The sequence below is a fragment of the Citrobacter sp. CK181 genome (assembly GCF_030333595.1).
Lineage (GTDB): Bacteria > Pseudomonadota > Gammaproteobacteria > Enterobacterales > Enterobacteriaceae > Citrobacter_B > Citrobacter_B koseri.
This window is the reverse complement of record NZ_JAOWFN010000014.1, coordinates 453,160-466,669: the sequence shown is the minus strand read 5'-3', so window position 1 is coordinate 466,669 and position 13,510 is coordinate 453,160. Positions and strand designations below refer to the sequence as shown.

12 protein-coding genes are annotated in these 13,510 nt (G+C 54.6%); 1 reads left to right on the top strand and 11 read right to left on the bottom strand.

What is annotated here, in order from left to right:
• Positions 1-109: 109 nt before the first annotated feature.
• On the top strand, positions 110-1,762 hold the full coding sequence (ushA, locus tag OGW17_RS15715; protein WP_049008802.1) for a bifunctional UDP-sugar hydrolase/5'-nucleotidase UshA: 1,653 nt from the start codon (positions 110-112) through the stop codon (positions 1,760-1,762).
• 81 nt (positions 1,763-1,843) lie between these two features.
• On the opposite strand, the gene ybaK is transcribed toward ushA, so the two are convergent.
• The 11 genes from ybaK to hutX all read right to left on the bottom strand — a co-directional run bounded on the left by ybaK (position 1,844) and on the right by hutX (position 13,498).
• The gene (gene ybaK, locus OGW17_RS15710) at positions 1,844-2,323 is read right to left on the bottom strand and encodes a Cys-tRNA(Pro)/Cys-tRNA(Cys) deacylase YbaK (protein ID WP_012133493.1); all 480 of its coding nucleotides are present in this window, start codon (positions 2,321-2,323) and stop codon (positions 1,844-1,846) included.
• Between the two features lie 200 nt (positions 2,324-2,523).
• Complete coding sequence (locus tag OGW17_RS15705) at positions 2,524-3,318, bottom strand: TraB/GumN family protein (RefSeq protein ID WP_071259876.1); 795 nt, start codon at positions 3,316-3,318, stop codon at positions 2,524-2,526.
• A gap of 143 nt (positions 3,319-3,461) precedes the next feature.
• Positions 3,462-5,963 (bottom strand): copper-exporting P-type ATPase CopA, encoded by a 2,502-nt coding sequence (gene copA / locus OGW17_RS15700; RefSeq protein WP_071259874.1) that lies wholly within the window; start codon positions 5,961-5,963, stop codon positions 3,462-3,464.
• 95 nt (positions 5,964-6,058) lie between these two features.
• A complete protein-coding gene (locus OGW17_RS15695) occupies positions 6,059-6,772 on the bottom strand; it encodes an MgtC/SapB family protein (RefSeq protein ID WP_047458375.1) in 714 nt (237 codons plus the stop codon).
• Between the two features lie 64 nt (positions 6,773-6,836).
• Positions 6,837-7,820 (bottom strand): nucleoside hydrolase, encoded by a 984-nt coding sequence (locus OGW17_RS15690; protein WP_111925761.1) that lies wholly within the window; start codon positions 7,818-7,820, stop codon positions 6,837-6,839.
• Positions 7,821-7,830: 10 nt separating this feature from the next.
• On the bottom strand, positions 7,831-8,862 hold the full coding sequence (locus OGW17_RS15685; protein WP_071259872.1) for a LacI family DNA-binding transcriptional regulator: 1,032 nt from the start codon (positions 8,860-8,862) through the stop codon (positions 7,831-7,833).
• A gap of 106 nt (positions 8,863-8,968) precedes the next feature.
• Complete coding sequence (locus OGW17_RS15680) at positions 8,969-10,363, bottom strand: MFS transporter (protein WP_024130581.1); 1,395 nt, start codon at positions 10,361-10,363, stop codon at positions 8,969-8,971.
• 207 nt (positions 10,364-10,570) lie between these two features.
• Complete coding sequence (locus OGW17_RS15675) at positions 10,571-11,341, bottom strand: heme ABC transporter ATP-binding protein (protein ID WP_012133486.1); 771 nt, start codon at positions 11,339-11,341, stop codon at positions 10,571-10,573.
• Complete coding sequence (locus tag OGW17_RS15670; RefSeq protein ID WP_071259870.1) at positions 11,338-12,330, bottom strand: FecCD family ABC transporter permease; 993 nt, start codon at positions 12,328-12,330, stop codon at positions 11,338-11,340. Before OGW17_RS15670 ends, OGW17_RS15675 begins: the two co-directional genes overlap by 4 nt.
• Positions 12,331-12,380: 50 nt before the next feature.
• Positions 12,381-13,004 carry an anaerobilin reductase gene (chuY, locus tag OGW17_RS15665; protein WP_071259868.1) on the bottom strand — a complete coding sequence of 208 codons (624 nt, stop codon included), beginning with the start codon at positions 13,002-13,004 and terminating at the stop codon, positions 12,381-12,383.
• The gene (gene hutX, locus OGW17_RS15660) at positions 13,004-13,498 is read right to left on the bottom strand and encodes a heme utilization cystosolic carrier protein HutX (protein WP_012133483.1); all 495 of its coding nucleotides are present in this window, start codon (positions 13,496-13,498) and stop codon (positions 13,004-13,006) included. The genes chuY and hutX overlap by 1 nt, the downstream gene beginning before the upstream one ends.
• Positions 13,499-13,510: the final 12 nt, after the last annotated feature.

Sequence of the window (13,510 nt, the reverse complement as noted above, 5' to 3'; positions counted from 1 at the left end):
ACATACCTGTGGACGGTGTTTGAAGGAAGTCTCAATTCTGAAAACATTTTCGACTATTATTTCAGATCATTGTAATTTCAGCGGTTGATATTAAGTCAGGGAGAGAAGCATGAAATTTTTGAAACGGGGTGTGGCGCTGGCATTGTTTGCCGCGTTTACGCTGGCAAGCCAGCCTGTTCAGGCTTATGAAAAAGATAAAACCTATAAAATCACCATCCTGCATACTAACGATCACCACGGTCACTTCTGGCGCAGCGAATACGGCGAGTACGGTTTATCGGCGCAAAAAACGCTGGTGGACGGCATTCGCAAAGAGGTTGCGGCTGAAGGCGGCAGCGTGCTGCTGCTTTCCGGCGGCGACATTAACACTGGCGTACCGGAATCCGACTTACAGGACGCGGAACCTGACTTTCGTGGTATGAACCTGATTGGCTACGATGCGATGGCCGTCGGTAATCATGAGTTTGATAATCCGCTCAGCGTGCTGCGTCAGCAGGAAAAGTGGGCCAAATTCCCCTTCCTTTCCGCCAATATCTACCAAAAGAGTACCGGAGAACGCCTGTTCAAGCCCTGGGCTATTTTTAAACGCCAGGATCTGAAAATCGCCGTCCTCGGATTGACGACGGACGACACGGCGAAGATCGGTAACCCGGAATTCTTCACCGATATCGAGTTCCGTAAACCGGCCGAAGAGGCGAAGGTGGTGATTCAGGAACTGCAAGTGAATGAAAAGCCGGACATCATTATCGCCACTACCCACATGGGGCACTATGACAACGGCGATCACGGTTCGAACGCGCCGGGCGATGTTGAAATGGCGCGTAGTCTGCCAAAAGGCTCGCTGGCGATGATTGTGGGTGGTCACTCACAGGACCCGGTGTGCATGGCGTCCGAAAACAAAAAGCAGGTTGATTATGTGCCGGGTACGCCTTGCGCGCCGGATAAGCAGAACGGCATCTGGATTGTGCAGGCGCATGAGTGGGGGAAATACGTTGGCCGCGCGGACTTTGAGTTCCGTAACGGCGAGATGAAAATGGTCAACTATCAGCTCATTCCGGTAAACCTGAAGAAGAAAGTCACCTGGGATAACGGGAAAAGTGAGCGCGTACTTTACACCCCGGAAATTTCAGAAAATCAGCAAATGCTCTCGCTTCTGACGCCATTCCAGAACAAAGGTAAAGCACAGCTGGACGTGAAGATTGGCAGCGTCAATGGTCGTCTTGAAGGGGATCGCAACAAAGTTCGCTTTGTGCAGACTAATATGGGCCATCTGATTCTGGCCGCGCAAATCGCGCGCACCAGCGCCGATTTCGGCGTGATGAGCGGCGGGGGGATTCGCGACTCCATTGAAGGCGGCAACATTACCTATAAAAGCGTGCTTAAGGTGCAGCCGTTTGGCAACGTAGTGGTCTATGTCGACATGAGCGGTAAAGAGGTGATTGATTACCTGACCGCCGTCGCACAGATGAAGCCGGATTCCGGGGCGTATCCGCAGTTTGCGAACGTCAGTTTTGTGGCGAAAGACGGCAAACTTCATGACCTGAAAATTAAAGGCGAGCCTGTTGATCCGGCGAAAACCTACCGTATGGCGACGCTGAGCTTCAATGCGACGGGCGGCGACGGGTATCCGCAAATTGATAATAAACCGGGATATGTGAATACCGGGTTTATTGATGCGGAAGTGCTGAAAGAATACGTGCAGAAGAACTCACCGCTGGATGCCAGCGCGTATGAGCCGAAGGGCGAAGTCAGCTGGCAGTAACAGGGCGTAGTGCCGGTACGGGTCAATGCGGTTTGTAGGCCTGATAAGCGTAGCGCCATCAGGCAATCATGCTAAAATCGCTTAATCCCGGCGAGCGATATCGGCGAATTTCGCATCCAGAATTTTTGCTAAATCGCCCGCCGCCAGCTCGATGTCCAGCCCGCGTTTGCCGCCGGAAACATAAATGGTGGCGAACGTTTGGGCCGGCGCGTCAATCAGCGTCGGCAGCCGTTTTTTCTGCCCCAGCGGGCTGATGCCGCCGACCAGATAACCTGTCGTCCGTTGGGCGACCATCGGATCGGCCATATCGACCTTTTTAGCCCCCAGCGCTTTCGCTACTTTTTTCAAATCCAGCTGTCCGGCAACGGGCGTTACCGCGACCGCCAGGTGCTTCATATCGCCGTTTACGGCAACCAGCAGCGTCTTGTAAACCTGATCAGGATTCAGGCCTAATTTGCGCACCACTTCATCGCCAAAATTGGTTTCTGACGGATCGTGATCGTAGGCGTGGATCTGAAAAGTAATGTTGTTTTTTTCGAGTAATTTTACGGCGGGTGTCATAGCAATTATTCCTGGCCCAGACAAAATACCCTTAAAGCATACGCCTGATGGTGGTCTAAAAAATAGTACCATCTTGCGCAATAGTATTGGCAGGATGGTGACTTTGAGCGACAATCGACATAACCAGGGCGCTACGTCCTGGCATAATAATAACGATGAAATTCCTCTTTGACGGGCCAATAGAAATATTGGCCATTTTTTTAACGCATTAGCGCAGGCAAATTGCCTTCCCCGTAAAGATGAAGCGCGCCGACCGCCACGACGTACCGACCCGGCGGCATGGCATGCAGACGCTCCCGCCAGGCGACATTTCGCTGATGCATCAGCACATCATACAGCGACTGACTGAAGGTATTCGGCAACGAAATAGCATTATTCTGCGGGGGCGATTTCAGCCACCAGCTCATCATCTGTTGCAGCAGTCTGGCGTTGGTATGCCAGTGCGTCAGGGTATCATCCAGTAGCGCCAGTCCGTTATCAGGGAGCTGGCACAGCAGATCGATCTGGCTGGAAGCGCCTTCCAGTTCGATGATCGGTTTTTGCGCCTGTTTTGCCGTTTTCAGCAACTGGTAATCAATACCGTATTCCGGTCGCAGCCCCAGTTGTTGCGCCTGAGTCGCCTGCAATATCATGGCGATTTGCCATAACGGCTGGGTCGAAAAGAGAGAAGGGGAAATGCCCAGTTCATGGGTGATTTTATGCAGGCGCTGACGTAACTCGTCGCTAATTCGCTCATCCAGGTCGGCAAAGGCAGGCAGGTCGGTAAAAGGCGAATCGTTGCCTGAAACATCGGCTTCAACAATCAGCGCGTCCGCCTGCCTGAGCTTTTTAAGCAGTTTTGCCGGAAGGGGGGCCATATCGCGCGTTCCCATGTGAATACTGCCCACAAGATGAAAACAGCGATCGCCGGGTAACATGATGTCGATGGCAGGCCAGGTATAATGGTTGCCGCGCAGTGCAGCCCATAACGCTTTTACCCAGTATAACAGATCCATACGCCCTCCCTTAGTGGAAAACCATGCTAGCGTGTGGCTCTGGAAGGTGCAATGCGTGAAATGCCGGATGGCGACGCAAAAGCGTCTTATCCGGCCTACGATGAGAGTGCTGCGTAGGCCGGATAAGCGTTAGCGCAGGCGCCTTACTCTTTTGGTTTAAAGCGCAACAACCGGTTGGCGTTGCTCACCACGGTAATTGAGGAAAGCGCCATTGCCGCGCCTGCCACAACCGGGTTAAGCAGCGTGCCGGTGAACGGCCACAGAATCCCGGCGGCAACGGGGATGCCGATGCTGTTATAGATAAACGCGCCGAGCAGGTTCTGCTTCATGTTTCGCAGAGTCGCCCGTGAGATGGCCAGAGCGTCCGCTACGCCCATCAGGCTATGGCGCATCAGGGTTATCGCCGCAGTTTCAATCGCCACGTCGCTGCCGCCGCCCATCGCGATGCCGACATCCGCCTGCGCCAGCGCCGGTGCGTCGTTGATGCCATCGCCGACCATTGCGACCTGACGTCCCTGACTTTGCAGACGCTTAATCGCATCGGCTTTACCGTCCGGCAGCACGCCCGCGATCACCTCATCAATCCCGGCTTCTTTGGCAATGGCGTTGGCGGTGGTCGGGTTATCCCCGGTTAACATCACCAGACGATACCCGGCACGGTGCAGGCGCTGAAGCGCTGCGACGCTGTCGTTACGCAGCGGATCGCGGATCGCCAGCAGCGCCGCGGCTTTTCCGTCAATCGCCAGCAATACGGGCGTTGCCCCTTGAGAAGCCTGTGCTGAAATTTCAGCGTCCATTGCGGTCGTGACAACCTGTTGTTCATTCAGCAGCGCCTGATTGCCTAACAGCAACGTATGCCCGTCCGCTTCGCCGCTAACGCCTAAGCCACGTAACGTCCGAAAGTTATTCACCTGAGGCAGGGTGGCGTCGGCGGCTTTTTCCAGGATAGCGTGCGCCAGCGGGTGGCTGGAGCCTTGTTCCAGCGCGGCCGCCAGACGTAAGGCGTTCGCCTCATCGGTATCGCCAAATGTCCTGATGGCGACGACCTGCGGTTTACCTTCCGTCAGCGTACCGGTTTTATCAAATATCACGGTGTCCAGCGTGCTGGCGCGTTGCAGCGCGTCGGCATCGCGTACCAGGACGCCAAATTCAGCGGCGCGTCCGACGCCAGAGATAATCGACATCGGTGTCGCCAGGCCCAGCGCACACGGACAGGCGATAATCAGGACGGTGGTGGCGATCACCAGCGTGTAAACAATTTGCGGCGCTGGCCCAAAGACATACCAGATACCTGCGCTCACCAGGGCAATTACCACCACGACTGGCACGAACACCGAGGAGATTTTATCGGCAAGCTGGCCGATTTCCGGTTTGCTGCTCTGTGCCTGGCGCACCATGCGAATAATGCGCGACAGGGTGGTATGGCTGCCGACTGCGCTTGCGCGAAACAGCACGCTGCCGTCCTGCACCACGGTTCCGGCGTGAACGCTGTCGCCTTCGCCTTTTTGCTGCGGGATCGGTTCGCCAGTGAGCATCGCTTCATCCAGCCAGGCTTCGCCCTGAGTGATTTCACCGTCTACCGGCACACGGTCGCCGGTGGTCAGACGCAGCAGCATGCCCGGCTGTACATCCGCCAGAGGTACGCTTTTTTCACCGTCATCAGTGACCACGCGCGCCGTCGGCGGGGTTAAGTCGAGCAATTTTTCCAGCGCTTTAGAAGAGCGCTGACGCGCGCGGGCTTCCAGCATGTGTCCGAGGTTGATCAGACCGATGATCATCGCACTGGCTTCATAATAGAGATGGCGCGCTTCCATCGGGAACCACTGCGGCCACAGGTTGACGCTCATCGAGTACAGCCAGGCCACCCCGGTGCCGAGCGCCACCAGCGTATCCATCGTGGCGGTGCCGTTCATCAGGCTTTTCCATGCGCTGCGGTAGAAGTGTCCGCCCGCAAAAAACATCACGGCAAGGGTCGCCAGGCCGATTGCCAGCCACAGGCTGCGGTTATCGGCGGTGACCATCATGTTGTCGCCGAGCATCCCCCAGACCATCACCGGCACGCCGACCAGCAGCGCGACAATCGCCTGCCAGCGGAAGCGTTTCATGGTAGCGAGTGCGGTTTCCTGCTGGCGTTCGCGGCGTTTAACGTCATCTTCGATCGCTTCTGCGCCGTAGCCTGCTTTCTCTACCGCCTGCACTAAATCTGCGGCGGACGCGCTGCCCATTACCAGCGCAGTGCGTTCCGCCAGGTTTACCCGTGCCTGTGTGACGCCCGGTACGCTTTGCAATGCGTTTTGCACCCGGGAAACACAGCTGGCGCAGCTCATGCCGCTTAACAGCAGCTGTTGGCTTTCATCATCGACCGTCGCTGCCGGAAGCTCAGGGGGAACCGCTGTCAGTGCTTCCGACGGGATTGATGACTCCGCCAGCGGTTTAGCCTTTGGGTGGCTTAACTCCGCGCCGTAACCGGCTTGTTTAATGGTTTCAATAAGCGCTTCGGCGCTGGCGCTGCCGGTAACGTGCGCTTCGGTTACCGTGACGTCCGCCTGTTCAACGTCAGGACGTTGTTCAAGACTTTCTTTCACGCGTTTGACGCAGTGACCACAGGACAGACCGTCCAGGGTCAGGTCGATAGTTTGAGACATAACACACTCCTTTATGACAGGATTAACTGACTGTGATAAAGGGTAAACCTTCCATCAAGGGGAAGGTCAAGAAGTTTGTTTTATACTCGTGTTTTTCAGTGTTCCAGCGCGATAGCGCAGACGTGTTCGAGCGTAGAAAGGTTGCTGTACAGTTCGGGCAGAGTTATTTTTTTTCTGATCACAACCTTAAGGTTGACCTCTATTTTTCCCTTTTTTACATCGCGGATAGTAATGGTCTCAATAATGCTTTTTTGCTGATTAATACTTTCTACCAGCGTTTGTAGCCCTGATTTTTCGTCAAGAATAATGCGGATTTTTACTTTGCCGGGGAGCTGGTTTTTTGTTTGTAAAAAGATCACAAAATAACTGAGCTTTATAGCCAGCAGAAATAACCCTGTGGCAAGCAGGGCATGAAGATAAAAACCGGCTCCGCTGGTAATTCCTATGCCAGCAGAAGCCCAGACGATGGCTGCGGTTGTTAGCCCGGATATCGCATCATCATGGCGATGGAGGATAACCCCGGCACCGAGAAAACCCACGCCACTGATGATTTGTGCGGCCAGGCGCATAGGATCGCTACGGATATTCATTGAAATCTCAGCGTAATACTCCGCTGATTGAATCGAAACAATGGTCAGGGCACAACTGGCTACTGAAATAATCACACATGTTTTAAACCCGACAGGCTTTCCCTTTGATTCTCTTTCAAGCCCGATGATTCCTCCCAGGAAAAAAGCGACGCAAATTTTGCATAATGTAATTAAAATTGGTTCTCCTTCACCAGAGAGGATGAGTGCTAACGTATTCATTTTTCCTCCAGAAAAACATAACCTTACACACTGCGCGACTATCTTCTTTTTCTGTGCAGCATCGCTATGCGCCGTAGCGATGGATGTAGTGTTCAATCAGCGAAAGAAGTTGATGGTTATCGATAGTCTGTAGAATTTTTATCATCGTGCCTTTGGGCTCGGGTATTCCCACGTCCAGGCGTAATGTGTCACGTCCATAACGACAGGTCATACCACGAGTAAGGCCTTCAAGCGAGACGTCCAGAAAGTCTTCTGTCGTTGCGGCGAGCGAGGGATCAAGCAACCAGGCGATCGTCAGAACATCGTGGATCCAGCAGCCAGGCAGATTGCGGGTCTGCATAGAGTAGGTGATCCACGGGCGAATGGTTTTCTCCAGATAGCGACCAAGAACGTTTTCTGCCGCAGCCAGACGATCCAAATCGGTATGAAGCATTTGGGTTTTTGTCGTGACATCCATCGGAACCAATGTGACCGGCGCACCGCTGGTGAGTACGGCATGAGCTGCTTCTGGATCAAGGCCAAAATTAGTGTCTTTCAGATAGCCAGGAACATTGAATACTCCGCCCATGATCACGATATTCTTCACCGCATGAACGAGCTGCGGATAGAGCTGTAGAGCAATGGCGACGTTGGTGAGTGGGCCTGTTGCAACCAGCGTTATCTCACCGGGGTTGTTGCATATCAGCTCACCTATCGCCTCAGGCGCAAGAGGCTTCGTGGCCTGGTATGCCTGCGGAACGGGGACATCAGCCCAGAGTTGGCGTAAGCCATATTGGTCTACACCATGATCAAGCTTTTCCCGCCAGGGCTGCGGATCTTCTCTGAGCGCGCGTGCGGCGCCACGGTAGACAGAAACGGGTACACCTAATTGTTGAACGAAATCTTTGGCTACTGCATATCCGATTTCTACCGGTGTATTACCAGCCACCGTTGTGATCATCTCCAGAGAGATTTGCGGCGCGGCAATGGCGAGTGCCAGCGCGAGGCCGTCATCGATATTGGCGCCGGGAATGCCATTACCCGGATCGCAGTCGATAATCACGCGCATAGATTTATTTTTATCTGGTTTCAGGTTGTACTTCATGTCCCTGGCAGCCACACGACTCTCCCACTCGTAAAAAAAACTCAAATTCAACGCGGCGAACTTCTCCATCCCAGTTTTTCAACATATCAATTGCCGCACGAGCCATTTTGTCGACAGGCTGTCGGACGGCGGTCAGGGAAGGTACGTTGTAAGCCGATTCTTGTGTTGCGTTAAAGCAGACCAGCGCCACATCCTGTGGAACGCGTAATCCTTGTTCTGCCAGAGCGCGTAAACAGCCAAGCGCCTGCTGTTCGTTGGTTGCGAACAGCGCGCGCGGTGGTTTACCTTGCAACATGCGTTTTGTCGCCTCGTAACCTCCGGCGCGGGTATAGTTAGTCGAAAAGATCCAGGAGGGGTTGATAATTAGCGATGACTCTTCCAGCGCTAGCTGCCATCCCCGGATACGATCCTGGGTGTTCAACATTTCACGCGGACCACAAATAATGCCAATATCGCGGTAACCGTGATCAATCAGATGCTTCGTCACCTGCCAGGCCGCCAGTTGTTCATCTACCTGAATAACACTGACATTCAACCCAGGGTCCACGCGATCCAGCATGACGCAGGGGGTTCCGCTCTCCTGAATCAGCTCAATATAGGGATGCCGGTCAACACTGGTATAGATAAGCCCGTCGACCTGACGGTTTAGCATATTGTTAATCAGTTCACGCTCACGTCCGCTGTTGTCGCCCGCATCGCCCAGCAGGAGCACTTTCCCATCAGAAAATGCTTCACGTTGCAGGGCATGCGCCATTGAGGCGATAAACGGGTTAGAGATGTCTGGCGCAATGAGTCCATAGGTTTGCGTGCTGCCTGAAGCCAGGGCGCGCGCTATACCATTAGGTCGATAACCGGTTTTTTTTATGGCCTGCAATACGCGCTGTCGGGTCGCTTCGGCGACGGGGCGCGGACCGTTATTAATAACGTAACTGACAACAGCGACAGATGTTCCCGCTTCTTTTGCAACATCAGAACGTGTTACGCGTTGTGAATGTGATTGGGTCACAAGGCACCTACCTGATTGAGTTCAGAGTGATCTTTTTTCCAGACAGCATAAGGCGTTATGACCCAAAAATCTTTGGTAAAGAACGCGCAACTCACGTTCTCTGGCCTCAAATTGCATCCTCGGGCAAGTTGAGATCCCGTCCACGAGTCTCTGGCGCGAAGAAAGTCGTCACCAGCCCAATTGCGGCCATCAGGGTGAAATAGACGGCGATAGGCCACCAGTGTCCGTAAAATGAGAGCAGCGCCGAGGCGACAAGTGGCGCCGTACCGCCAGACATAATGGACCCCAGCTCTTTTGCGAAAGCCATTTTAGTATAACGGTTGGTCACACCGAAAAGCTCAACGCCCCATGCAGCCTGAACACCGAAAATGCCCAGTGAAGCGAGCCCCATTCCGGTAATGATCGTCGGGATAACAATCCACGGTTCACGAGAATCCAGCAGCATGAATGCCGGAAATGCGTACAGAATCAGTAGCAGACAGAACCAACGGTAAGTGATACGTCTACCAAATCGGTCAGAAAGCCAACCCGCCAGCGGAATAATGGCAAATCCCAGAATAGAGGCGATAAATACCGCAACAGTGGGGACAGATTTATCAACCATCAGCACTTTGGCAACATAGCCAATGATGAATCCCTGGGCCAGATAGGAGGGGCCATTTTCGCCGATGCGTAATCCGACCATGGTCCAGAACGCTCTGGTGCGTTGCCAGAAGCTACGGGTGTCATACTGTTGCATCTCCTGACCCTGGCGAAGCGCGTTCTCTCGCTCGGCTTGCAGGAGTGCTTTTTGACGCTCAAAGACGGGCGTTTCACGCATATGGCGGCGAATAAACAGTGCGGCGGCGGCGATGAGGAAGCTGCAAAGAAAAGGGATGCGCCATCCCCAGCTAAGCAAGGCGTCTTTATCCATTTGCAGTACGATGAGCCAGACTAAAGAAGCCAGCAATGTTCCGCTATTTGAGCCCAGAGCGATAATCGAGGAAACCAGTCCGCGATGCTTAACTGGGGCATATTCACCGAGCATGACGGTGCCGCCTGAAAGCTCTGCCCCGGCGCCCAGTCCCTGGGAAAATCGTAAGATGACCAGGCATACCGGCGCCCAAACGCCAATCTGGGCGTAGCTGGGAATTAAACCGATCAACATGGTCGACATACCCATTAACCCGATAGTGATAACCATGACAGTCTTCCGGCCATGACGGTCGCCTATCCAGCCGAACAACAGCGCGCCGATGGGGCGTGCTATAAACCCGACGGAATAGGCGGCGAAGCTGGAAAGTAGCGCCATAACTGGTGTGGCTTCAGGAAAAAAGACGTCGCCAAAGATAATGCCTGCGGCGAGGCCATACAGCGCAAAATCGGCATATTCCATTGTCGTGCCTAACCAGCAGGAAAATGTCGCTCGCCAGAATTCGCGGCGCCCCTCGGGGGTTTCCAGTCGTTCCTGAGCTGCCTGTTGGCCGTCCGTCAGGGGAACAGAGGATGAATGCGTGTTCATAAGAACTCCTTGAAGTTAGCTGTCGACATAAGTCGCAGGTTTATACTCTTCGTGTTCTACTCGCGTAGATATTATATTTTTACCGCAGATTAATAAATCTACCCGCGTAGAATGACCAGTTGAAAGAGTCAGAATTGAGAAAGCGATCACTTATAACAGGCAATTGTTACAGAAAATGGAGCATCAGCATTCGATGCTCCGCAAGTTTTACCGATCGAGGACGATCAGCGGTGAGAGATTTGATGGATCGTTTAAAACCGTGATATCCGCGCCGTAAAGCGTTTTCAGCGCCTGTTGTTTCAGCACCTCCTGCGGTCTGCCGTTATCAATAAGGCGGCCGTTTGCCATCAGCACCACCCGGTCGGCATAGCGTGCGGCAAGATTGAGATCGTGCAGCACGCAGCAGACGTTGAACTGTCGTTCACGCACCAGTTGGCGCAGCAGACGGAAAAGATGCTGCTGGTGGTGAATATCCAGCGCGGAGGTGGGTTCATCCAGAAACAGCCATTTGGGCGAGGGCTCGGGTTCCCAGAGCTGAACCAGCAGGCGCGCCAGCTGTACCCGCTGCTGTTCGCCGCCCGACAACTGCCGGTAATCACGCGAGGCCAGCTGGCTGCAATCGCACAACGCCATGATGTGCTCGGTTTCATCGCGTGGATTATGCGTCCGATGAGGATGCCTGCCCATGCGAATGACTTCCCGAACGCTGAACGGGAACGCCATGTGGCTGTTCTGGCGCATTACCGCGCGGGTCTTCGCCAGTTCCGTTAGCGGCCATTCGGTCAGCGGCTTGCCCAGAAGTGTACAGCGACCAGAGTCGGGTTTCAGATACCCGGTAAGCTGGCGCAGCAGCGTGGATTTCCCGGCGCCATTCGGCCCTAAAATAGCGACGATTTCACCACCAGGCAGAGTCAGCGAAACATTGTCCGTTAAACGGCGTCCATGAATGCTGTAAACCAGATTTTGGGCATCAATCATACCACCCTCCGGCTGTTCAGAATGAGCCACAGGAACCAGGGGCCGCCAATCAGGCTGGTCAGAAGGCCGACCGGCATCTCCGCAGGCTGTACCAGCGTGCGTGCCAGCGTGTCGGCAACCAGGAGCAAACATGCCCCTGCAAGTGTAGAGCAGGGAATAAGCCAGCGATGGTCTGCGCCGATGATCATGCGAATTAAATGGGGAACCACCAGACCGATAAAGCCAATCACGCCGCTTACCGAAACGGCAGCGCCCACCAGCAGGGAGCTGAGCAACAACAGCTGCTGACGTTTACGCTTTACGTTTATCCCCAAATAGTGTGCCTCTTCATCCCCTAATTGCAGCAGGTTCAGCGTCCCGGAAAGACAGGCGGTGGCGGCGATGGCGGGCAGCGCGAACGAACTGGCCACCAGTAGCGTCGGCCACTGCGCCTGGCCGAGGCTGCCCATCATCCATAGCGTCAACTGACGTAATTGCTGTTCGTCGCCAACATAGCTCAGTATGCCGATAGCCGCCCCGCACAGCGCATTAATCGCAATCCCGGCCAGCAGCAGTTGCATCATGCCGCCGTGAGCGTGGCGCAGGCTGATCAGAAAAATAACCGCGCAGACCACCACGCTGCCGGCGACGGCAAAGATCATCTGTTCATAGAGCGCCAGAACGACGGGCAACGAAAGAGGGAAAACGATCGCGACGCCGACCATTAACGCAGAGCCGCTGCTGACGCCGAGCAACCCCGGATCGGCCATCGGGTTGCGAAAAAGTCCCTGCATGATCACGCCCGCCGTCGCCAGCGCGCCGCCAACCAGCACGGCCAACAGAACGCGGGGCAAACGGATGTTCAGCCAGATATCCCGGTACTCTTCGTTAAACAGCGCGCTGAAGCTGATGTTCAGCGCGCCCTGGCTGGCGCCGAACAGCACCAGTGCGATCAGCAAGAGTGAAAGCCCCGTCAATACACTGAGGGAAGAGAGTGAATCCTTGAACACTCGAATCTCCATAACGTCATTGCGGCGCGGATGTCCGCGCCGCGAGGGGATCACACCGGCTTTAGTTCAGGCTCAACCAGACTGTAGATCTGATTGTTAAGCGCAGGCGCGCAGGCCAGTTCATGAATATGGGCGGCGACATCCGCACGCATCACAAACCCGTGGCACTCCTGTCCCTGGTAGCGCTGCGCTTTACCTGTTGCATCGCCATTCAGTAAACCGCCAAGCCGCAGGATGGCATAATCCAGTTGACTGGTTTGCAGCCAACTTTCCGCCAGCGTTTTTTCCCGCACGGCCTGGCCGAATGCGGCTTTCGCGCGAGGGGATAAAAATGCCCAACTGTCGCCGCATCCCAGCGACGTCACCAGAATCATGCGTTTGATGCCCACTTTTTCCGCTTCATCAATAACGGTTCTGTGCGCCAGATAATCCTGGTTTCCCCCCATTGATGAAATGACAAGCGCCTCCGGCCCTGCGGCATGGCAGGCGCAGGACACGACGCTTGCGTCGCAGGCATCGCCAATAAATACCTGAACGCCTTTGCTTTGCAAAAGGGCTGCGGTTTCCGGGTGACGAATCACGGCAACGACCGGGCGCTGTTGCGTCAGCGCGAGTTCAAGCGTTCTGGCACCCACGCCCGTACCGCCGGCACCGAAAAGTAACCACGGCGTCATCAGGCGTTTTCCTTCAGAGAGGAGGCCAGGGTGCGGAAGGCGTCAACCTGTTCGCCCAGTAGCTGACGATGCTCGTCGCGACCGAGGAAGACTTTAAACATGGCGCTGCCCGCCTGGTTGAGGAACAGAATAGACGCGGTGTCCATGCCCATAAACTTGCGTTCCACTAAGGCGATGTGCGTGCAGTTTTCCGCTTTGATATGGCCGGTCATGCCTTTTTTACCGCGCAGATTGAAATAACCGTGACGATGGAAGCCGGAGGGCAGTTCACCGGTAAATTCGAGAATGACATCGGCGGTGTGCACCAGGGTTGTGACTTTGCCCCATTCGCTGACGGTGTCCCAGACGGTATCGAATTTATCGCCGCTGACCAGGGTATGAGAGGGCAGGTTTTTGACTACGTCTAAAAGCGTGGTGTTGTACTGTGCGGCGATCGCTTCCAGCGTTCCGTCCGGCTCAGTGCGCAAAAAATCCTGTAAAGAGACATGGCTCATAAGTTACTCCTT

Coding starts and splice junctions, on each gene's coding strand:
- ushA (WP_049008802.1), top strand. CDS start 110: ATGAAATTTTTGAAACGGGGTGTGGCGCTGGCATTGTTTGCCGCGTTT.
- ybaK (WP_012133493.1), bottom strand. CDS start 2,323: ATGACACCCGCCGTAAAATTACTCGAAAAAAACAACATTACTTTTCAG.
- OGW17_RS15705 (WP_071259876.1), bottom strand. CDS start 3,318: ATGGATCTGTTATACTGGGTAAAAGCGTTATGGGCTGCACTGCGCGGC.
- copA (WP_071259874.1), bottom strand. CDS start 5,963: ATGTCTCAAACTATCGACCTGACCCTGGACGGTCTGTCCTGTGGTCAC.
- OGW17_RS15695 (WP_047458375.1), bottom strand. CDS start 6,772: ATGAATACGTTAGCACTCATCCTCTCTGGTGAAGGAGAACCAATTTTA.
- OGW17_RS15690 (WP_111925761.1), bottom strand. CDS start 7,820: ATGCGCGTGATTATCGACTGCGATCCGGGTAATGGCATTCCCGGCGCC.
- OGW17_RS15680 (WP_024130581.1), bottom strand. CDS start 10,363: ATGAACACGCATTCATCCTCTGTTCCCCTGACGGACGGCCAACAGGCA.
- OGW17_RS15675 (WP_012133486.1), bottom strand. CDS start 11,341: ATGATTGATGCCCAAAATCTGGTTTACAGCATTCATGGACGCCGTTTA.
- chuY (WP_071259868.1), bottom strand. CDS start 13,004: ATGACGCCGTGGTTACTTTTCGGTGCCGGCGGTACGGGCGTGGGTGCC.
- hutX (WP_012133483.1), bottom strand. CDS start 13,498: ATGAGCCATGTCTCTTTACAGGATTTTTTGCGCACTGAGCCGGACGGA.